This is a genomic window from Corynebacterium qintianiae (assembly GCF_011038645.2).
In the GTDB taxonomy this organism is placed as follows: Bacteria; Actinomycetota; Actinomycetes; order Mycobacteriales; family Mycobacteriaceae; genus Corynebacterium; species Corynebacterium qintianiae.
Genome location: NZ_CP064955.1, coordinates 303,572 through 321,432 on the forward strand (window position 1 = coordinate 303,572; position 17,861 = coordinate 321,432).

The 17,861-nt window shown below is 65.6% G+C and carries 25 protein-coding genes; 16 read left to right on the forward strand and 9 right to left on the reverse strand.

Annotated elements, in window-relative coordinates; all coding sequences use genetic code 11:
* The first annotated feature begins 1 nt into the window (after window position 1).
* Entirely contained in the window at window positions 2-688 is a 687-nt protein-coding gene (locus tag G7Y29_RS01535; protein ID WP_165003465.1) for a hypothetical protein, read from the forward strand.
* A 1-nt stretch (window position 689) separates the two neighbouring features.
* Here G7Y29_RS01535 and G7Y29_RS01540 read toward each other — a convergent pair whose 3' ends face one another.
* Genes G7Y29_RS01540 through G7Y29_RS01565 form a run of 6 tightly spaced genes read right to left on the reverse strand, consistent with a single transcriptional unit; the run spans window position 690 to window position 3,452 of the window.
* Window positions 690-1,250, reverse strand: a complete 561-nt coding sequence (locus G7Y29_RS01540; protein ID WP_165003467.1) for a hypothetical protein — start codon at window positions 1,248-1,250, stop codon at window positions 690-692.
* Complete coding sequence (locus G7Y29_RS01545; RefSeq protein ID WP_165003469.1) at window positions 1,247-1,828, reverse strand: hypothetical protein; 582 nt, start codon at window positions 1,826-1,828, stop codon at window positions 1,247-1,249. The genes G7Y29_RS01540 and G7Y29_RS01545 overlap by 4 nt, the downstream gene beginning before the upstream one ends.
* Window positions 1,812-2,432 carry an Asp23/Gls24 family envelope stress response protein gene (locus G7Y29_RS01550; RefSeq protein WP_165003471.1) on the reverse strand — a complete coding sequence of 207 codons (621 nt, stop codon included), beginning with the start codon at window positions 2,430-2,432 and terminating at the stop codon, window positions 1,812-1,814. The genes G7Y29_RS01545 and G7Y29_RS01550 overlap by 17 nt, the downstream gene beginning before the upstream one ends.
* The gene (locus G7Y29_RS01555; protein ID WP_328699854.1) at window positions 2,432-2,641 is read right to left on the reverse strand and encodes a hypothetical protein; all 210 of its coding nucleotides are present in this window, start codon (window positions 2,639-2,641) and stop codon (window positions 2,432-2,434) included. Before G7Y29_RS01555 ends, G7Y29_RS01550 begins: the two co-directional genes overlap by 1 nt.
* Window positions 2,638-2,955: a hypothetical protein gene (locus G7Y29_RS01560; protein WP_165003473.1), complete on the reverse strand. Its 318-nt coding sequence runs from the start codon at window positions 2,953-2,955 to the stop codon at window positions 2,638-2,640. The genes G7Y29_RS01555 and G7Y29_RS01560 overlap by 4 nt, the downstream gene beginning before the upstream one ends.
* Window positions 2,956-2,957: 2 nt before the next feature.
* Window positions 2,958-3,452: an Asp23/Gls24 family envelope stress response protein gene (locus G7Y29_RS01565; protein ID WP_165003475.1), complete on the reverse strand. Its 495-nt coding sequence runs from the start codon at window positions 3,450-3,452 to the stop codon at window positions 2,958-2,960.
* A gap of 478 nt (window positions 3,453-3,930) precedes the next feature.
* On the opposite strand from G7Y29_RS01565, the gene rpsJ reads away from it, so the two are divergent.
* The 12 genes from rpsJ to G7Y29_RS01625 all read left to right on the forward strand — a co-directional run bounded on the left by rpsJ (window position 3,931) and on the right by G7Y29_RS01625 (window position 11,430).
* On the forward strand, window positions 3,931-4,236 hold the full coding sequence (rpsJ, locus tag G7Y29_RS01570; RefSeq protein ID WP_003848085.1) for a 30S ribosomal protein S10: 306 nt from the start codon (window positions 3,931-3,933) through the stop codon (window positions 4,234-4,236).
* Window positions 4,237-4,272: 36 nt separating this feature from the next.
* Complete coding sequence (gene rplC / locus G7Y29_RS01575; protein WP_165003477.1) at window positions 4,273-4,929, forward strand: 50S ribosomal protein L3; 657 nt, start codon at window positions 4,273-4,275, stop codon at window positions 4,927-4,929.
* Window positions 4,926-5,591, forward strand: coding sequence for a 50S ribosomal protein L4 (rplD, locus tag G7Y29_RS01580; RefSeq protein WP_165003479.1), 666 nt, complete (start codon window positions 4,926-4,928; stop codon window positions 5,589-5,591). Before rplC ends, rplD begins: the two co-directional genes overlap by 4 nt.
* The gene (rplW, locus tag G7Y29_RS01585) at window positions 5,592-5,897 is read left to right on the forward strand and encodes a 50S ribosomal protein L23 (protein WP_165003481.1); all 306 of its coding nucleotides are present in this window, start codon (window positions 5,592-5,594) and stop codon (window positions 5,895-5,897) included.
* A 25-nt stretch (window positions 5,898-5,922) separates the two neighbouring features.
* On the forward strand, window positions 5,923-6,759 hold the full coding sequence (rplB, locus tag G7Y29_RS01590) for a 50S ribosomal protein L2 (RefSeq protein ID WP_165003483.1): 837 nt from the start codon (window positions 5,923-5,925) through the stop codon (window positions 6,757-6,759).
* Window positions 6,760-6,775: 16 nt separating this feature from the next.
* On the forward strand, window positions 6,776-7,051 hold the full coding sequence (gene rpsS / locus G7Y29_RS01595; protein WP_006839436.1) for a 30S ribosomal protein S19: 276 nt from the start codon (window positions 6,776-6,778) through the stop codon (window positions 7,049-7,051).
* Window positions 7,052-7,054: 3 nt separating this feature from the next.
* On the forward strand, window positions 7,055-7,432 hold the full coding sequence (rplV, locus tag G7Y29_RS01600; RefSeq protein WP_165003485.1) for a 50S ribosomal protein L22: 378 nt from the start codon (window positions 7,055-7,057) through the stop codon (window positions 7,430-7,432).
* Entirely contained in the window at window positions 7,432-8,181 is a 750-nt protein-coding gene (gene rpsC / locus G7Y29_RS01605) for a 30S ribosomal protein S3 (protein ID WP_165003487.1), read from the forward strand. The genes rplV and rpsC overlap by 1 nt, the downstream gene beginning before the upstream one ends.
* Before the next feature lie 4 nt (window positions 8,182-8,185).
* Window positions 8,186-8,602: a 50S ribosomal protein L16 gene (gene rplP, locus G7Y29_RS01610; protein ID WP_165003489.1), complete on the forward strand. Its 417-nt coding sequence runs from the start codon at window positions 8,186-8,188 to the stop codon at window positions 8,600-8,602.
* Window positions 8,602-8,832 carry a 50S ribosomal protein L29 gene (gene rpmC / locus G7Y29_RS01615; RefSeq protein ID WP_165003491.1) on the forward strand — a complete coding sequence of 77 codons (231 nt, stop codon included), beginning with the start codon at window positions 8,602-8,604 and terminating at the stop codon, window positions 8,830-8,832. The genes rplP and rpmC overlap by 1 nt, the downstream gene beginning before the upstream one ends.
* Before the next feature lie 2 nt (window positions 8,833-8,834).
* Window positions 8,835-9,140, forward strand: a complete 306-nt coding sequence (gene rpsQ / locus G7Y29_RS01620; protein ID WP_165003493.1) for a 30S ribosomal protein S17 — start codon at window positions 8,835-8,837, stop codon at window positions 9,138-9,140.
* Between the two features lie 193 nt (window positions 9,141-9,333).
* Window positions 9,334-11,430 (forward strand): PhoX family protein, encoded by a 2,097-nt coding sequence (locus G7Y29_RS01625; protein ID WP_165003494.1) that lies wholly within the window; start codon window positions 9,334-9,336, stop codon window positions 11,428-11,430.
* A gap of 2 nt (window positions 11,431-11,432) precedes the next feature.
* Here G7Y29_RS01625 and G7Y29_RS01630 read toward each other — a convergent pair whose 3' ends face one another.
* Genes G7Y29_RS01630 through G7Y29_RS01640 form a run of 3 tightly spaced genes read right to left on the reverse strand, consistent with a single transcriptional unit; the run spans window position 11,433 to window position 16,306 of the window.
* Complete coding sequence (locus tag G7Y29_RS01630; RefSeq protein ID WP_165003496.1) at window positions 11,433-12,986, reverse strand: bifunctional hydroxymethylpyrimidine kinase/phosphomethylpyrimidine kinase; 1,554 nt, start codon at window positions 12,984-12,986, stop codon at window positions 11,433-11,435.
* A 19-nt stretch (window positions 12,987-13,005) separates the two neighbouring features.
* The gene (locus G7Y29_RS01635; RefSeq protein ID WP_249399775.1) at window positions 13,006-14,622 is read right to left on the reverse strand and encodes a GTPase; all 1,617 of its coding nucleotides are present in this window, start codon (window positions 14,620-14,622) and stop codon (window positions 13,006-13,008) included.
* Window positions 14,609-16,306 (reverse strand): GTPase family protein, encoded by a 1,698-nt coding sequence (locus G7Y29_RS01640; RefSeq protein ID WP_165003498.1) that lies wholly within the window; start codon window positions 16,304-16,306, stop codon window positions 14,609-14,611. Before G7Y29_RS01640 ends, G7Y29_RS01635 begins: the two co-directional genes overlap by 14 nt.
* Before the next feature lie 236 nt (window positions 16,307-16,542).
* On the opposite strand from G7Y29_RS01640, the gene rplN reads away from it, so the two are divergent.
* From rplN to rplE, 3 genes are read left to right on the forward strand one after another with little or no spacing between them, the layout of a single operon-like run.
* Window positions 16,543-16,911, forward strand: coding sequence for a 50S ribosomal protein L14 (rplN, locus tag G7Y29_RS01645; protein WP_115685305.1), 369 nt, complete (start codon window positions 16,543-16,545; stop codon window positions 16,909-16,911).
* Between the two features lie 3 nt (window positions 16,912-16,914).
* Complete coding sequence (gene rplX / locus G7Y29_RS01650; protein ID WP_006839446.1) at window positions 16,915-17,229, forward strand: 50S ribosomal protein L24; 315 nt, start codon at window positions 16,915-16,917, stop codon at window positions 17,227-17,229.
* 2 nt (window positions 17,230-17,231) lie between these two features.
* Complete coding sequence (gene rplE, locus G7Y29_RS01655) at window positions 17,232-17,810, forward strand: 50S ribosomal protein L5 (RefSeq protein WP_165003500.1); 579 nt, start codon at window positions 17,232-17,234, stop codon at window positions 17,808-17,810.
* Window positions 17,811-17,861 lie beyond the last annotated feature (51 nt).

The window sequence follows — 17,861 nt, forward strand, 5'->3', positions numbered from 1 at the left end:
CGTGAAAGATCCGACCCGTATTCCCCACATGATCGATGCTCTGCGCCGGGCGTGGGAGGGGCAGCCGGACATTACGTTGCCTGAGCTTTTGGGCGTCGTCGCAAACCGGGGGATCGGGTGGGCTTCCACCGACGACGATCTCCTCCAGGTCTTGAACGACATCGAGTCAGAGCACCCGTCGCTTATCGACGCCTCCACCATCGCACACCTCACCATCACCACGTCTTCGCCTGCTCATGTCGTCACCCTAGGCGGCGGGACTGTGGTCGTCCGCAGCGCCCGCGACGCGGGTCGGATGCCGGGTGTCTGGTCGTACTCCTCAATGCGCCGCACCGGTCCGGGGCTGCCCCTGGTCATCGCGGATACGGAGGGGGTGGAGCACCGGCTCGGCGTGGTGGGATTGGTTAGTGTATTCGACCCCGAGGATGCACCGGATTTGCTCGGTCTGGACAGACTCGACGTGGGTAACCACCGTTGGCTCGTCGCTTTCGAGGACGGCAGACGGGCCGTCATTGGCCAGAGGATCCGGGTCTGGGAGCAGGTGGCCAGGGAAGTCTCCTCATCGATGGTTGCCTGGGAACGGATCGATGCATGCGCACCCGGCGAAGACCTTGTGGTCAAGCCTGCGGGTGGAGGGCGCGCCTCGCCGCTTGGGCGTGTCGCGTCCGTCCACGTCCTCGAGGTGTAGATCAGCCCCCGATCCGGTCGAGGTGGAGCTTGTACACCGTGTCGATGTCCATGGCGCCGCAGGCCGCCACGAAGTCCCGCTCGGCCGACTCCACGAAGGACACCGTCTCGCGCAGGGTGTAGCCGGGTTCTGCGGTGACGGTGAAGGTGACAGTGGGTCGATCGCGCACCATGGCGACCGTGGCCTGAGCGTTATCGACGACCTCCGATGCTGACATGTGCTCGCAGGCGGCCTGTGCCACGCGCTGCAGGTGGAAGACGGTATCGCCGTGCTTACCGTCTGCCGGGGTGACAGGCCGTGTGGTAAACGCCCGGCTGCGGATGTTGGAGTACACCAGCCACGCGCCAAGAACTAGCGCAACCGTTAGGGCGCCCGCCAGCGCGTACGGGTACCAGGGCGACTGGGGCAGCGAAGACAGGCGCGCTCGGTCGAGGGATGCGACAAATTCGCTGGCGTAGGGGACGTCCCAGTACAGGGCCGCCGGCGCCAACCCCGCCCCCAGGAGGGTGCAGCCGCAGAGGAAAACGAGGAGGCGGTCGACGGCGGAAAGTGCACGGGTCATTGCTCATCCTCGCTGGTCGGGTCCGCTTGCTGGGGAAGTAGGGCGACGGTTACGCGCGGCTGTACCTGCAGCGGGGAAAACTCGTCGATAAGCGAGGCTTCTATGCGCTGTTTGAGTTCTGTACCGGTCCCGTCATCTTCGACGGCCACCCGGACGCGCCTACGGGTGGCGCGGGAGTTGATGGCGCCGTCCCCGGCGTGGGTGCGGGCGAGGTGGGTCGACTTGCGGGCCATGTCGACGGGGCGGATCCAGACAGACGCGGGTGACGCCACTCGAGCGTGGGTGCGCACGCGCGGGGACAACGCGGCGATGATCATCCACAGGCCCGCCAGCGAGACGGCGATGCCGAGCGCGACCGCCACCAGATTCACCGGGTACGAGGCCAGCCAGCGCAGCGCGGCCGCCACCCACGAATTTTCGGGGTTGTTCTCGCCCCAGCGAAACCACAGATCCCGTCCGATCGCAAACGCGAGGACGAGAAGAAGCACGCCGATGAGGACGGCAAGCCAACGGGCGGGCGGATCCGCCCGCGGTTCACGTCCCGGGGAGGCGGCGGGAAGGTCAGTGCGTGGAGACAACGGCGTTCACCATCGGTTCAATCGTGATTGGGCGGAGAGGCGTGGGTGCCGGGGTGTGGGGGGCGGCGACATCGATGGGTGGCGCGGAGAACGTATCGACGACCTCCGCAGGCGTGAACCCGACGGAGAGCAGTTCGTGTTGCTTGGGGCGCAACCCCCCCGTGCGCACGGGGCGGGGAGCAGGCGCAGACACTCTTTCCGGTCGCTGCGAGGAAGATCGGACACGTACCGGGATAGGGTCGATCGCAACCGGGTGCTCGGTCACCTCGTGGAGGGTGACGGCGCCACCGGCCTTGGCGTCGGCGACCTTGATGTTGACCCGCGTGACTTCCATACCGGTGAGGGTGTGCACCTGCGCGATCACCGCGGCTCGGATTGCGTCTGTGATGGCAGCGACGGGGGAGGGGTATGACACCGCGATTTCCGTCTCAATGGCAGCGGTGCCCGCCCGTTTGTTCAGGCGCGCGTGTGCCCGTGGCAGGCTGCGCCCGGCGAGACCGGCAAGCTTGGCGTCCAGGCAGATCGAACCGGGGACACCACGGACGGCGGCCTCTGCGATGCGCTCCACGGCGCGCTCGCTCAAATGCAGGGATGTCGGGTCCATCAGCTGCGTCCTCTGCCAGAGCCGGCGCTGATGATCTCCGCGATATCCACCCGGCCGTCGAGCTGGGCACCGATGACTCCGCCGATGGCCACGAACAAGAGAAGCCACAGCAACCCGGGCCAACCGCCGAAGGTGACAAAGAAGGCGACGATGACGCCCGCGATAATGCCGAGCGCGGTCTTTGTGCCGAGAAGATTCATGGGATTCATGGGTGGGTCCCTTTCTGCGCGTCCGCAACGATGATGTCGATAAAGTCCAACTGCGGGGCGGCAGCGGCGGCGGCGGAGCGGACATCCTCCGCAACCTTGTTAATCGGGCGACCCGAATCCACGTTGTAGACGACATGGATTTCAGTGCCGACGGCGGATGAGCGGTCCACCGCGCGAAGCCCGTGGATGCGGGTGCCGGGGAGTAGTAGCGCCACTTCACCGAACCTGCCCGCGCTCAACCCCGCGACCCCGGGGACGGACAGCACCGCCAGCCGGATGGCCTCACCGGATTCCCGAGTGATGGAGCCTGGCATCGTTAGTGACTCAGAGAGGCCGCGGGGGACACCGCGTCGGGGGTGTCTGCGCGGTCGGCGGGCTCTGCCTCGGGCAGGTTCACGTCGTGAACGGTGATGTCGACGCGGTCGACGATCAGGCCGGTCATACGTGTCACTGCCTGGGTGACGTTCTCGCGGATGGCTTTGGCGAGTTCGTGGATGGCAACGCCGTATTCCGCGATGATCGCCACCGCCACAGACGCGTGGCCCTCCTGGACAGCGACGTTAACGCCCTGCTGGACGTTGGTCGACGCGGTTAAGGACTCGCGCACAGCGCCCCACATGCGTGCGGCTCCGCCGCCCAAGTTGGCTACGCCGGAAACCTCGCGCGCGGCAATTCCCGCGATCTTGCCGACAACGGTGTCGTCGATGACCGTAGTGCCGTGGTCAGTTACGAGGTTTTCGTTGCGGGTTGCGGGGGCGACCGGAGTCTCGGATGTGACAACGGTGGAAGTGCCGCGGTTGTTCTCAGCCATGGCTGTCCTTTCTTGAAACGGTGCACCCAACTCTACCGCCGAAGCGTTGGAAGGGGCGTCGACAAGCGTCTTGCTTTTGATTTACGGCCTGTGCTTTAATAGTCGGGTTGCTTTGACACGGCGCGGCCTTGAGAGAGGTGGCGCGGTGGTGAGGCGAACATGACACCTTCTTATATCGAGAAGGTCCCGCAAGGGGACCGGAGAAGGGCCATGGCAAATAAACAGCGGCAGTACGCAAGGGTCACGCGCCCTTCCGAGTCTGACACCCGAGGCGCGAAGCGCCTCCGGCGGAAGCACTTAAGCAGTTGCACGCAATTATTTGCCGTGCCACTTAACCTTCCGGTTCGTGTCATGGCAGTCAGAAACGACACTGGCGTTGAGCCAAGGGCCTTGCCCGGACAACGTTATAGAGAAACTAGAAGCATTCAACCCCACCGCTTCGAAACACCGAATGTGGGGATGCGAGGAAGAGGTAAGCGTGGCGGGACAGAAGATCCGCATCAGGCTCAAGGCCTACGACCACGAGGCAATCGACGCATCCGCGAAGAAGATTGTCGAGACGGTCACCCGCACGGGTGCCCGCGTCGTCGGGCCGGTGCCGTTGCCCACTGAGAAGAACGTGTACGCCGTTATTCGTTCTCCCCACAAGTACAAGGATTCTCGCGAGCACTTCGAGATGCGCACTCACAAGCGCCTCATCGACATTCTCGACCCGACGCCCAAGACGGTGGACGCGCTCATGCGCATCGACCTGCCGGCAAGCGTCGACGTGAACATCCAGTAAGCAAGATTCCGACTTTTGGTAGTGGAGAACTAACACATGTCTGACAACCAGATCAAGGGCATTCTGGGCAAGAAGCTCGGCATGACCCAGATCTTTGACGAGGACAACCGGGTTATCCCGGTCACCGTCGTCGAAGCTGGGCCGGTCGTAGTCACCCAGATTCGTACCCCCGAGACCGATGGCTACAGCGCCATCCAAATTGCTTACGGCGATATCGATCCCCGTAAGACGAAGAAGCCGCAGGTCGGCCACTTCAAGAAGGCCGGCGTCAACCCGCGCCGCCACGTCGCCGAGATCCGCATGGACGACACCTCCGCGTACGAGGTCGGCCAGGAATTCAACGCGACCATCTTCGACGGCGACTCCTACGTCGACGTCGTCGGCACCACCAAGGGCAAGGGATACGCCGGCGCCATGAAGCGCCACGGCTTCGCAGGCCAGGGCGCATCCCACGGTAACCAGGCCGCGCACCGCCGCGTGGGCTCCATCGGCGCCTGCGCGACCCCGGGCCGCGTGTTCAAGGGCACCCGCATGGCAGGCCGCATGGGCAGCAACCGCGTTACCACCCAGAACCTGAAGATCCAACGCATCGACGGCGACAACAACCTGATCCTGATCAAGGGAGCAATCCCGGGCGTCAAGGGCAGCATTGTTACCGTCAAGACCGCAGTGAAGGGCGGTGCTCACGCATGACGAACCTGACTCTCGACGTCCACACCGCTGACGGCAAGACCAACGGTTCCGTCGACCTCCCGGCCGAGCTTTTCGACCGCGAGGCGTCCATTCCCCTGATGCACCAGGTTGTCGTTGCGCAGCAGGCAGCTGCTCGCCAGGGCACCCACGCCACCAAGACGCGCGGCATGGTTCGCGGCGGCGGCAAGAAGCCGTTCCGCCAGAAGGGCACCGGTCGCGCCCGCCAGGGTTCGACCCGTGCACCGCACTTCACCGGCGGTGGCACCGTCCACGGGCCGCAGCCGCGCTCTTACGCGCAGCGCACCCCCAAGAAGATGATCAAGGCTGCTCTCGCAGGTGCACTCACCGACCGTGCACGTGGTGCTCGCATCCACGTCGTGGAGGAGCTCGTCCCGGGCCAGACCCCGTCGACGAAATCCGCACGCGCGTTCATCGAGCGTCTCACCGACCGCAAGTCCGTTCTTCTGGTCATCGGCCGTGAGGATGCGAACTCCCGACTTTCCGCAAGGAACCTGCCGGGCGTCCACATCCTTGAGCCGGGCCAGCTGAACACCTACGACGTGCTCAACGCTGACGATGTCGTGTTCTCCGTGGAGGCGCTTCACACCTTCGTGAACGCCGCCGCCGGCGCACCCGCTGCAGCTGTGGAGGAGGAGAAGTAAATGGCTAAGATCGCCAACCCGCGTGACATCATCATCGCCCCGGTCCTCTCCGAGAAGACCTACGCACTGATGGAGCAGAACACGTACACGTTTTTCGTGAACCCGTCTGCCAACAAGACCCAGATCAAGATTGCCGTGGAGGAGATCTTCGGCGTCGACGTCGCTTCGGTGAACACCGCCAACCGTGAGGGCAAGCGCAAGCGCTCCCGCACCGGTTTCGGCAAGCGCAAGGACACCAAGCGCGCCTACGTCACCCTCCGCGAGGGCAGCGACTCCATCGACATCTTCGGCGGCGCAGCCGTCTAAGTGGCTCGATAGAAAAGGACACATTATGGCTATTCGTAAGTACAAGCCGACAACCCCGGGTCGCCGCGCCAGCTCCGTCTCCGAGTTCGCGGAGATCACCCGCTCCACTCCGGAGAAGAGCCTGCTGCGCCCGCTCCCCAGGACGGGCGGCCGTAACAACCACGGTCACATCACCACTCGCCACCGCGGTGGCGGACACAAGCGCCGCTACCGCGTCATCGACTTCCGCCGCAACGACAAGGACGGCGTGCTGGCCAAGGTCGCTCATATCGAGTACGACCCGAACCGCACCGCCAACATTGCGCTGCTGCACTACGCCGATGGCGAGAAGCGTTACATCATCGCACCGAAGGGCCTGACCCAGGGCACCATGGTCGAGTCTGGCCCGAACGCGGATATCAAGGTGGGCAACAACCTGCCGCTCCGCAACATCCCGACCGGTACGACCATTCACGCCGTGGAGCTCAAGCCGGGCGCAGGCGCCAAGCTCGCCCGCTCCGCTGGCGCTTCCATCCAGCTCCTCGGTAAGGAAGGAGCATACGCAGTGCTGCGTATGCCGTCCTCCGAGATCCGCCGCGTGGACATCCGCTGCCGCGCCACCGTGGGTGAGGTCGGCAACGCCGACCAGATCAACATCCGCTGGGGTAAGGCTGGCCGTATGCGCTGGAAGGGCTGGCGCCCGACCGTCCGCGGTGTCGTGATGAACCCGGTCGACCACCCGCACGGTGGTGGCGAGGGCAAGACGTCCGGCGGCCGCCACCCGGTGTCGCCGTGGGGCCAGAAGGAAGGCCGCACCCGCAACCCGAACCGTTACTCGAACAACATGATCGTGCGCCGTCGTCGCGCGAACAAGAAGCGCTAAGAGGAGGTAAGCAGACATGCCACGCAGCCTGAAGAAGGGCCCGTTCGTCGATGAGCACCTCCTCAACAAGGTGGATGCTCAGAACGAGGCCGGCACCAAGCAGGTCATCAAGACCTGGTCTCGCCGCTCGACCATTCTCCCCGATTTCATCGGTCACACTTTCGCCGTCCACGACGGCCGCAAGCACGTGCCGGTGTTCGTCGATGAGTCCATGGTCGGTCACAAGCTCGGTGAGTTCGCACCAACCAAGACCTTCAAGGGTCACATCAAAGAATCGAAGGGACGTCGATAAGCGATGAGTGACACCATCACCTCCGCATCCGCGACGGCCAAGTTCGTCCGCACCTCCCCGATGAAGGCGCGCCGCGTTCTTGATCTGGTCCGCGGAAAGTCCGTCTCCGAAGCTCTCGCCATCCTGAAGTACGCGCCGCAGGGCGCGTCCAAGGATGTCGCAAAGGTCGTCGCATCCGCCGCGGCCAACGCCGAGAACAACTTCGGCCTAGATCCGCGCACCTTGGTCGTGGCCGAGTGCTACGCCAACGAGGGCCCGACAATGCGCCGCTACCAGCCGCGCGCACAGGGCCGCGCTTTCCAGATCCGTAAGCGCACCTCGCACATCACCGTGGTCGTCGAGTCCGTTGAGTCTGCCGCCAACAAGGAAGGGGCTAAGTAATGGGCCAGAAAATCCACCCACACGGCCTTCGCCTGGGCATCACCGCTGACTGGAAGACCCACTGGTACGCCGACAAGAACTACGCAGACTACGTCGCCGAGGACATCAAGATCCGCGAGTTCCTGTCGAAGGGTCTCGAGCGCGCTGGCATCGCCGACGTCGTCATCGAGCGCACCCGCGACCGCGTCCGCGTCGACATTCACACCGCCCGTCCGGGCATCGTGATCGGCCGCCGCGGCGCCGAGGCAGACCGTATCCGTCGCGAGCTGGAGAAGCTCACCGGCAAGATGGTCGCGCTGAACATCCTCGAGGTCAAGAACGTCGACGCTAATGCCGCGCTCGTTGCTCAGTCTGTCGCCGAGCAGCTTGTCAACCGCGTGGCATTCCGCCGCGCAATGCGCAAGGCCATCCAGTCCGCAATGCGTAACCCGCAGGTCAAGGGCATCAAGGTCATGACCTCCGGTCGTCTCGGCGGCGCCGAAATGTCGCGTGTCGAGCGTTACCACGAGGGCCGTGTGCCGCTGCACACCCTTCGCGCGGAGATCGACTACGGCATTGCGGAAGCACACACCACCTTCGGCGTCATCGGCGTGAAGGTGTGGATCTACAAGGGTGACGTCGTCGGCGGCGTGCGTGAGTCTGACCTCAACGCTCCGTCGAACGACCGCCGCGGTCGCGGCGACCGTGACCGCCGCCCGCGCCGTGGCGGCCAGCGCCGCCAGCGCGCAGAGCAGAAGCAGGAGGGCTAAACACATGCTTATTCCCAAGCGCGTGAAGTACCGCCGCCAGCACCGCCCGACCCGTCGCGGCGTGTCCAAGGGTGGCAACACCATCAACTTCGGTGATTACGGCCTCCAGGCTCTCGAGCCGGCCTACATCACCAACCGCCAGATCGAGTCCGCTCGTATTGCCATTAACCGCCACGTCAAGCGCGGTGGCAAGGTCTGGATCAACATCTTCCCGGACCGTCCGTTGACCCAGAAGCCGCTCGGCGTGCGTATGGGTTCCGGTAAGGGCCCGGTTGAGAAGTGGGTCGCCAACGTGAAGCCGGGCCGCATTCTCTTCGAGATGTCCTACCCGAACGAGGAGACCGCCATGGAAGCTCTGCGCCGCGCAGGCGCCAAGCTGCCGTGCAAGGTCCGCGTGATCAAGAAGGAGGACCTGTTCTAATGGCTGCTGGTACCCCCGCATCCGAGTTCCGCGAGCTCAACGATGATGAGCTGCGCACCCGCCTGACCGACGCGAAGGAAGAGCTGTTCAATCTGCGCTTCCAGCTCGCGACCGGCCAGCTGACCAACAACCGCCGCATCTCCACCGTCAAGCGCGACATCGCACGCATCTACACCGTGCTGCGCGAGCGTGAGCTCGGTCTGTCTGTCGTCCCGGGAGCTGAGGCATAACCATGACTGAAGCAACTGAGGCAAACGTGACTGAAACTACCGCTAACGTGACCAAGGACAAGGCTGTGCAGAAGCGCCGCCGCGGCTACGTCGTGTCCGACAAGATGGACAAGACCATCGTGGTCGAGGTCGAGGACCGCAAGTCCCACACCCTGTACGGCAAGATCGTGCGTTCCACCAAGCGCGTGAAGGCCCACGACGAGGAGAACACCGCCGGTACCGGCGATCTCGTCCTCATCGAGGAGACCCGCCCGCTGTCCAAGGACAAGCACTTCCGTCTCGTCGAGATCATCGAGAAGGCCCGCTAGTCAGCAGCCTTCGGATGGATTAGCCCCGCTTCGGCGGGGCTTTTCGCTTGTCGACGCCCTCCCCAACGTTCCCGTGCGCGTATTCACCGAATGTTCATTTCAGATTCTCCAACGCGTTATGAGTGCGCCTTAAAGTCCGCCGTGTCATTTCACGACATATTGCTGCTATCGCGCGTAGACGGGGAGTCTCACTATGACCATCAAGGGTCTCAACCTGCTGTTCCAATCCAAGCGTTCCAAACTGACCTGCACCTACAAGTGCGGCAACGCGTGCTGGGGCGAGTGCACCAATACGTCTGACAACGTCTACTTCGGCGACGTTGTCTCGCGACGCGGTGTGCTCAAGTCCTTCGGCCTCGGTGTTGTCACCGTCGGTGGAGGCGCGGCCCTCGCAGCTTGCGGTGCTGAGCCGGGCGACGGCGGCGCAACCGGAACCGCGACGACGACAGCCGCCTCCGGCAGCTCTTCTGCGGTTGCCGCCGACGTTAAAGCTGTCAAGGGGATGCAGTTCAAGGCCGTCGAGCCGAACACCGAGGACAAGGTCGTCGTACCGGAGGGTTACGCCACCGGCGTGCTCATTGCGTGGGGTGACCCGATCTTCAAGGATGCGCCGAAATTCGATCCGCAGAATCAAACCGCCGCGGCCGCAGAGAAGCAGTTCGGCTTCAACAACGACTTCGCCGGTCTGATGGAGCACCCGAGCGACAAGAACCGTCTCGTCTACGTCTGCTCCCACGAGTACACCACCGAGCCGCAGATGTTCCCCGGCTATGACGCAGAGAACCCGACCGACGAGCAGATCAACATCGGGCTGGCCAACCACGGCCACACCATCCTCGAGGTGTCCAAGGTCGGTGACACAGGCGAGCTCAAGCGCGAGTTCGGCCCGCTGAACCGCCGCATCACTGCGACAACCGAGTTCGAGTTGAAGGGTCCCGCGGCCGGCTCCGACCTGGTTAAGACCAACGCCGATTCCACCGGCACCAAGGTCTTGGGCACGCTGAACAACTGCTCCGGTGGCATGACCCCGTGGGGTACCTTCTTGTCCGGCGAGGAGAACTTCGACCAGTACTTCGCCAACGCCGCCAAGGTCGAGGGCGAGCGCGCTGCCGAGGACGTCAAGCGTTTCGGCGTCGAGGAGGAGGCATCCGAGCGCAAGTGGGAGCGCCTGCACGACCGCTTCGACCTGGCGAAGGAACCGAACGAGTTCAACCGCTTCGGCTGGATCGTCGAGATCGACCCGCTGGACCCGAACTCCACGCCCGTCAAGCACACCTCCATGGGCCGTTTCAAACACGAGGCCGGCAACGTCCATGTCGCCAAGGACGGCACCGTCGTGTGCTACTCGGGTGACGATTCGCTCTTCGAGTACATCTACAAGTTCGTCTCCTCCAAGAAAGTGAAGGAAGGCGACCTGGCGCACAACATGACCATCCTCGACGAGGGCACCCTCTACGTCGCGTCGCTGGAAGGCAACTCCCCGGAGTCCGAGATCACCGGCGACGGCGACCTGCCCAAGGACGGCGAGTTCGACGGTAAAGGGACCTGGCACAAGCTGCTGACCGTGACCGCCAACGGCGCCGAGTCGCACGTCGACGGCTTTACTCCGGAGGAGGTTGCCGTCTACACCCGCTTCGCGGCTGACAAGGTCGGCGCGACCAAGATGGATCGCCCGGAGGACTTCGAGGTCAACCCGGTCAACGAGAAGCTGTACTTGGCGCTGACCAACAACTCCTACCGCGGCGCTTCCGGTGAGAACGCGAAGAAGAGCAAGGAGGATGTCAAGGAGTACGCCCCGATCCGGGAGAACAAGAACGGCCTCGTCATGGAAATCGAGGACGACTTCGCGGGCGAGGAGTTCACCTGGAACCTGCTGCTCGTCTGCGGTGACCCGGATGCGGCGTCAACCTACTTCGGCGGATTCGACAAGGACAAGGTTTCTCCGATCTCCTGCCCGGACAACCTGGCCTTTGACAAGCACGGCAACCTGTGGATCTCCACGGATGGAAACGCGCTGGACAGCAATGACGGCCTCTACGCCGTCGGTCTCGAGGGCGAGAACCGCGGCCAGGTCAAGTGCTTCCTCACCGTGCCCAAGGACGCCGAGACCTGCGGCCCGATCGTCACCGAGGAGCGCGTGATGGTTAACGTGCAGCACCCGGGCGAGTCCGACGACGCGACCTTCGAGAACCCGGGCTCGCACTGGCCGGAAGGTGGCAACTCCGTCCCGCGCCCGGCCGTGGCTATGGCGTGGCGCGAGGACGGCAAGCAGATCGGCGTCGAGGCGTAGGCCTATAGCCCCCGGCTCGCCTGGTCGAAAAAGTCGCGTTCGTAGTAGCAGGCGTGCATAAAGGCGTTGGCGGCTGTGCGGCGTTGGTCGTCGGTCGCGGCGGCCAACGCCTCCTCGGCGCGCTCGATGGCCCCGCGGGCCTCGGTGACGAAGTCGTCGCCGCTGTAGGTGTCCAGCCACGCCTTGTACACGTGGCCGGGTGAGTTGTGCTCCGCCAGGTGCAGGCCCACCTCGGCGTAGAGCCAGAAACAGGGCAGTACCGCGGCGACACCGATCGGGTAGTCCTCGAGCGTTGCGTGCGCCTTGAGAAAGTTCACGTACCCCATCGTCACCGGCGACATTCGCGCGTCAGAGAATGTAATGCCGCGGCCGCGGAACCAGGTGCGGTGCATCTCCTGCTCAGCGACGAGCGCCTCCCGGGCGGCGGTGGCCCACCAGATCTGGTCCTCGGTGGTCTTCGCCTTCGCGCTCAGGCTTGCCAGGGCGCGGGCGTAGTCGTTGAGGTAGTGGGCGTCTTGCGCCAGGTAGAACTCGAACTGGTCGCGAGCAAGCGTTCCTTCTCGCAGGTCGCGGACGAAGCTCAAGTCCAGGATCTGCGGCCACACCACCCGCGCCGCCATCTGCCATAGGTGCCTCGTATGCTCGCCGGCGGGCTCAATCCGCGGCTCGGGCAGCTGCTTGTCGACGCCCTCTTCGTGCCATCGGTCCGCCTCACCCCACGGGTGCGTCGAGGCGGTATCGGCGAGGCGGCGCAGCGCGTGGAAGTGGTCGACGGGGCCGTGTCCCTCGCCGACGTTAAGGGCATCGGAGTTGGCGATGGCCTCGTGCAGCCAGCGCGAGGACCATTCGGCGGCCGCGGTGGGGGAGGCGTCGACACGCAGCCGCGTGGCCAGGGCAGAGGAGAGCGAGCAGCCTGTGCCGTGCGTGTTGGGGGTGTCCACGCGGGGTACCGCGATGACGTGGACGTCGCCGGAGGGGGTGACTAGCGCGTTTGACGCCTCGGGTCCGGTGAGGTGGCCGCCCTTGACCAGGACGCTTACTCCGATGTCGGCGGCGTAGGCGACACCCTGTGCGACGGCGGCGTCGAAGTCTGTGGCGCGCGCGCTTCCGGTGAGCACCGCGAGCTCGGGGATGTTGGGGGTGACCACGGTGGCGTGGTCGCGCACAAACTGGCGCAGCGCCTCCTCGGCGTCCCTGGTCAGCAGGCGGTCACCGGAGGTGGCGACCATGACGGGGTCGACGACGATGACCGGCACGGGGTGGTCGGTCAGGAAGTTGGAGACGGCGGCGGTGGTGGGGGCGTCGCCAAGCATGCCCACCTTGACCGCGTCGACCGTGACGTCGTCGAACACGGAAGCCAGCTGCGCGGTGAGGAACTCCGTCGGCGGTGTGTGCACCTCCCGCACGCCGCGGGTGTTCTGCGCGACCAGGGCGGTGACGACGGCCATGCCGTAGCCGCCCGCCGCCGCGATCGACTTGAGATCGGCTTGGATGCCCGCCCCACCGGTCGGGTCCGTGCCGGCGATGGAGAGGACGCGGGGTTGCTGGTAAGTCATGCCTTAAGGTTTTACACGCTCAGCGCCCCGCGGCGGCGGAAACTGCGCCCAGGAATTCGGCGTAGTCCTCGCGTACCTCGGAGAGGGGCTCCACCACATGCTCCGCGGAGGTCGCCTCGATCTCCCGGCGCAGCGCCGCCCGGGTGCGGGTGCGGATTCCCGCCCCGATCGCGCCGCCGAACACCCCGGTAACTAACCCGACCACCAGGCCAAAGAGCAGGCCGCCCATGATGAGAAGCGTCGGGATGGGCCAGCCCTCGATCTGCGGGACGAGGGTGCGGCCGTAGCCGAGGGTGTTCATCAGTGGCAGCAGCGCGCCGGGCAGCATCGCCGCGGCGAGGTACCACAGCACGCCGATCAGCGCCGCGACAAGCGCGAGCCACTGCAGGACCGTGGCCAGCCCCCACGCCTTAGACGGCTGCGCGGGCAACCGGGTGCGCGACGCCGCCCGGTCGAGTTCGGCGGGCAGCTGCTCAGCGATGTTCTCGGCGCGGTCGGTCACTGCGGACGCCCACGCCTGGGGCAAGCCGGCGGCAGCGGCGGCGGCGTAGCCGCGCACACCCTGGTTGGCCGTGGCGCGCGACGCGGCGTCGAGCTCGGGGAGAGAGGTGCGGTGTACACCGACCTCGTCCGCTTCCTCGCGCAACCCCATCCGCCGCAGCGGGTCGGGCCGCAACCGGGACACCCACGAGGTGAGCAACCAACCGGTGCGCTGGTGTAGGCGCTTGCGGTACGCGGCCGCGGTCGCCGCAGCCAGCCGCTCTGCGCCGGCGGCATGAACCAGCACCGCATCCATCTCCCGCTTCGCACGCTTGTCGACGCCCCTCGGGGCGCTCTGCCCGGCCCACGGCGCGGTCACCGCCTCCAGGTCCGCCTCGATACGAGCGGTCTGCGCCGTATGCGCTTGCGCAACGCGGGCGATAGCGCCGCGCAGCTCGTCCACACCGTAACCGGTGCGGGCGGATGTGGGGATGACCTGGACGTTTCTCAGGCCGTCGTCACGCAATAACCCGGCGAAGGATTGCGCTACGACCGGCCGGTCCGCCTCGGCGAGGTTGTCGGCCTTGTTCAGTACCGCGAGCGTGACGGCGGAGTGGTTCGCGTGCGGGCGGATGAAGTGCTCGTGAATAACGGAGTCGGCGTACTTTTCCGGGTCGGTGACCCAGACGAGAACGTCCACCTGGCCCGCGAGACGCGTGGCGATGGCCCGGTGGGATTCCTGGACGGAGTCGAAATCCGGCAGGTCGAGCAGGATGAGCGGGCCCGCACCCGAGGCGAAATCACCGGGGCGGTTGCGGCGGTCCTCCACCTCGAGCCAGTCCAGCAACTCTTCGGAGCCTTCGGGGTTCCACACCGCGGCCAGCGGCGAGGTGGTCGTGGGTCGTCGCGCAGCGGCGGCGCCGAGGTCCTCGCCGACGACGGCGTTGAACAGCGACGTCTTCCCGGAACCGGTGGCGCCGAAGAACCCGACGACGGTGTGCTCCGCCGACAGCGCGCGGCGCTGGGCCGCCGAATCGGACACGGCAGTGAGGCGCTGCAGCTCGCCGGGGGAGAGGTAGGCGGCGCCGAGCTCCGCGGCCTCCTGCAGCGCGGCGAGACGGCCGCCGAGGCTCGGCTTCTTCTTAAACAGCGCCATTGTCCACCCTCCGTTGAACGGACGCGAGGGCCGCGCCGGCCGCGGTGCGCAGCTCATCTGCTGTCGCACCGGCGGTGAGCGGCGCGAGGACCGCGTCGTAGCGCCCGCGTTCCCCTGCGAACAGTTCGACCAAGCGGGCGTTGAGGTCCTCGCGGGCGTGGTTGACCATGCGGCGCACGGTGTCCTCGCCGAAGATAGTCTCCAGCAGCTTCTGGCCGACGACGGCCGAGCCGCCCGCGATGGCGATCTCCCCGCCGGTCAATCCCGCCGTCGAGGCGAAGACGACGAGCATGAGCGCGACGGTAACCACGTTGAGGCCAAGCGACATCACCCTAGCGCGCTGGCGTTTAGCGCCGGCGGTCTCCTGGATATGAGCCATGAGCTCGCCCTGCCACTCGCGCACGAGCGCGGCGGCGCCGTCGGAAATCGTGGTGCTTGCTCGCGCGAGCGACGGGTCGGCGTCTGCGCGCAGATTCGGCGCCACCGAGCCCAGATGCGACCACGAGCGGGTGGCGGCGGTGTCGGCGGCGTCGACAATCACCGCGTGCAGGCCGCTTTCGATCTCGGTGGCGACTTCGCGCACCGGCGCTGGCTGGCCCGACAGGAAGCTGCCGATGCGGTCGCGGGCTTGAGAGACGAAGCGCTCGACGCCCCGGAAGAAATCGGAGGTGCCTACGAAATCCTGCCAGCGCTGCAGAACTTCCGTGCGCAGCAGTTTCCCGTCGGAGGTAGCGTCGATCACGTGCACCGTCGCGCGGTCGTAGTTCGCGTCGACGGCCTCGGCGAGCTGCGCCGCGAACTCCTCCTGGTGCTCCTTCGCCGCAGCGAGCGTATCGACGCGCCGGGCAACCGCCTCGAGAGCCCCCATGACGGTCCGGCCCGCCACCTCGCGCCGGGCCGCGGTGTCCCGGGCAAGCTCGGTGAGGTAGGCGCGCAGTGGCGCCACCAGGTCAGCGGGTAAACGCCCCTCCAGGCCGGCGACGAAGGGGACGGTGAAAAGTTGAGCGCCGCCGAGGCCCGCCTCGGCCAGCATTCGGTGCAGGTCCTCCGGCACCGTCTGGGCGGAGTCCGGGTCGAGCCGGTTGAGCACGACTGCGACCTCGATGTTGCGCCCCGCGGCGTCGTGGAGGAAGTTCCACACCAGCTTGTCGGCATAGCGCGCCGGGGTGGTCACGAACATCCACAGGTCCGCCGCGGCCAGCAGCTGCGAGGACAGGGCGCGGTTGCGGTCGTCGATTGAGTCGAAATCGGGGGCGTCGAGAAGCGCGAGGCCCGCGGGCACGGCCTGCGAGGTGGCAATGCGCAGCGTGGTTGACTGCTCGTCACCGGCACCGTGCGAGCGCGCGAGGCCAGGCAGCACCTGCGGGGAGTTGAACCACGCGCTGTCCGTCGGGTTGACAACCAGGATCGGCTGGCGCGTCGTTGGTCGGATCACACCGGGGTTAGTCACCTGCTCACCGAGCACGGCGTTGACCAAGGTCGACTTGCCGGAACCGGTGGATCCGCCCACGACCGCAAGCAAGGGTGCATCGATGTTATCCAGGCGTGGGAGGATGTAATCGTCGAGCTGGGAGGCGAGCGCCGTCGCCTCGGCGGCATGCTCTCCGCCCGGGCGCGTGTCAAGGAGCGCGTCACGCAGGCCACGCACCGCGTCCAGTGAGGAGAGGGACTGGTTCGGATTCACCCGTTCATTCTTGCAGATGGAGGTGACGCAGATTTGGTTTTCCCACCTGGGGCGTGGTTTACTAAGCGGCGTTGTCTCGAGTTGGTCGGGGTGGGCACGCTTTTCCGAGTGAACGCCCCGAGACCCTTCGACCGCGTGAAAGTGGTTCGTCGATAAGCGAGAGGCATGGCAAGAAGTGACCACGTGCGTCCAGGACGGAAATCTGGCGCACATTTAACCAGGTCAGGAGACCACAAGTGATTCAGCAGGAATCGCGTCTGAAGGTCGCCGACAACACCGGCGCACGGGAGATCCTGTGCATCCGCGTGCTCGGCGGCTCTGTCCGACGCTTCGCCGGCATCGGCGACACGATCGTCGCCACCGTGAAGGAAGCCGCCCCCGGCGGCAACGTCAAGGAGGGTGAGGTCGTCCGCGCCGTCATCGTCCGCGCCAAGAAGGAGACCCGTCGCCCGGACGGCTCCTACATCGCATTCGACGAAAACGCTGCCGTTCTGATCAAGAACGACACCGAGCCCCGCGGCACCCGCATCTTCGGCCCGGTCGCGCGCGAGCTCCGCGACAAGCGCTTCATGAAGATCGTTTCTCTCGCACCGGAGGTGATCTAAGTTATGAAGATCAAGAAGGGCGATATGGTCCAGGTCATCTCTGGCAAGGACAAGGGCGCTCAGGGCAAGGTCATCGAGGCCTACCCGCAGCGCGACAAGGTCCTCGTCGAGGGCGTCAACCGCATCAAGAAGCACGTCGCTAACTCCTACAACGAGCGCGGTGCAGAGTCCGGCGGCATCGTCACCCAGGAAGCACCGATCCACGTCTCCAACGTGATGGTCCTGGATTCCGACGGCACCCCGACCCGCGTGGGCTACCGTTTCGACGAGAACGGCAAGAAGGTCCGCGTGGCAAAGTCGAACGGGAAGGATATCTAAGCATGGCTGAGAACTACACCCCGCGTCTGAAGACCCGCTACAAGGACGACATCCGCACCAAACTCAACGACGAGTTCGGTTACGACAATGTCATGCAGATCCCGGGCCTGACCAAGATTGTCGTGAACATGGGCGTCGGCGACGCAGCCCGCGACTCCAAGGTCATCAACGGTGCTCTCGAGGACCTCACCGCGATCACCGGCCAGAAGCCGCAGCTTCGCCGCGCGAAGAAGTCCATCGCGAACTTCAAGCTCCGCGAAGGCATGCCGATCGGCGCGAAGGTCACCCTGCGTGGCGACCGCATGTGGGAGTTCCTGGACCGCCTGCTGTCCGTTGCTCTCCCGCGTATCCGCGACTTCCGCGGCCTCAACGACAAGCAGTTCGACGGTGCGGGCAACTACACCTTCGGCCTGAACGAGCAGACCATGTTCTACGAGATCGACATCGACAAGGTCGATCGCGTCCGCGGCATGGACATCACGCTCGTCACCACCGCCACGAACGACGACGAAGGCCGCGCATTGCTGCGCCACCTCGGCTTCCCGTTCGCGGACAAGGACGGCAAGATGCAGCGCGCATAAGCGCCCGACTGCCACGCGTTAACCCCCAGCCGGTTCATCCGGCCGGGGGTT

Excerpts from the sequence above, each read along its gene's own strand:
- rplD (WP_165003479.1), top strand. The coding sequence starts at position 4,926 with ATGACGAACCTGACTCTCGACGTCCACACCGCTGACGGCAAGACCAAC.
- G7Y29_RS01625 (WP_165003494.1), top strand. The coding sequence starts at position 9,334 with ATGACCATCAAGGGTCTCAACCTGCTGTTCCAATCCAAGCGTTCCAAA.
- rplW (WP_165003481.1), top strand. The coding sequence starts at position 5,592 with ATGGCTAAGATCGCCAACCCGCGTGACATCATCATCGCCCCGGTCCTC.
- rplX (WP_006839446.1), top strand. The coding sequence starts at position 16,915 with ATGAAGATCAAGAAGGGCGATATGGTCCAGGTCATCTCTGGCAAGGAC.
- rpsQ (WP_165003493.1), top strand. The coding sequence starts at position 8,835 with ATGACTGAAGCAACTGAGGCAAACGTGACTGAAACTACCGCTAACGTG.
- rpmC (WP_165003491.1), top strand. The coding sequence starts at position 8,602 with ATGGCTGCTGGTACCCCCGCATCCGAGTTCCGCGAGCTCAACGATGAT.
- rpsC (WP_165003487.1), top strand. The coding sequence starts at position 7,432 with ATGGGCCAGAAAATCCACCCACACGGCCTTCGCCTGGGCATCACCGCT.
- rplB (WP_165003483.1), top strand. The coding sequence starts at position 5,923 with ATGGCTATTCGTAAGTACAAGCCGACAACCCCGGGTCGCCGCGCCAGC.
- G7Y29_RS01550 (WP_165003471.1), bottom strand. The coding sequence starts at position 2,432 with ATGGACCCGACATCCCTGCATTTGAGCGAGCGCGCCGTGGAGCGCATC.
- rpsS (WP_006839436.1), top strand. The coding sequence starts at position 6,776 with ATGCCACGCAGCCTGAAGAAGGGCCCGTTCGTCGATGAGCACCTCCTC.
- rplE (WP_165003500.1), top strand. The coding sequence starts at position 17,232 with ATGGCTGAGAACTACACCCCGCGTCTGAAGACCCGCTACAAGGACGAC.
- G7Y29_RS01540 (WP_165003467.1), bottom strand. The coding sequence starts at position 1,250 with ATGACCCGTGCACTTTCCGCCGTCGACCGCCTCCTCGTTTTCCTCTGC.
- G7Y29_RS01560 (WP_165003473.1), bottom strand. The coding sequence starts at position 2,955 with ATGCCAGGCTCCATCACTCGGGAATCCGGTGAGGCCATCCGGCTGGCG.
- G7Y29_RS01565 (WP_165003475.1), bottom strand. The coding sequence starts at position 3,452 with ATGGCTGAGAACAACCGCGGCACTTCCACCGTTGTCACATCCGAGACT.
- rplP (WP_165003489.1), top strand. The coding sequence starts at position 8,186 with ATGCTTATTCCCAAGCGCGTGAAGTACCGCCGCCAGCACCGCCCGACC.
- G7Y29_RS01635 (WP_249399775.1), bottom strand. The coding sequence starts at position 14,622 with ATGGCGCTGTTTAAGAAGAAGCCGAGCCTCGGCGGCCGTCTCGCCGCG.
- G7Y29_RS01555 (WP_328699854.1), bottom strand. The coding sequence starts at position 2,641 with ATGAATCCCATGAATCTTCTCGGCACAAAGACCGCGCTCGGCATTATC.
- rplV (WP_165003485.1), top strand. The coding sequence starts at position 7,055 with ATGAGTGACACCATCACCTCCGCATCCGCGACGGCCAAGTTCGTCCGC.
- rplC (WP_165003477.1), top strand. The coding sequence starts at position 4,273 with ATGTCTGACAACCAGATCAAGGGCATTCTGGGCAAGAAGCTCGGCATG.
- G7Y29_RS01630 (WP_165003496.1), bottom strand. The coding sequence starts at position 12,986 with ATGACTTACCAGCAACCCCGCGTCCTCTCCATCGCCGGCACGGACCCG.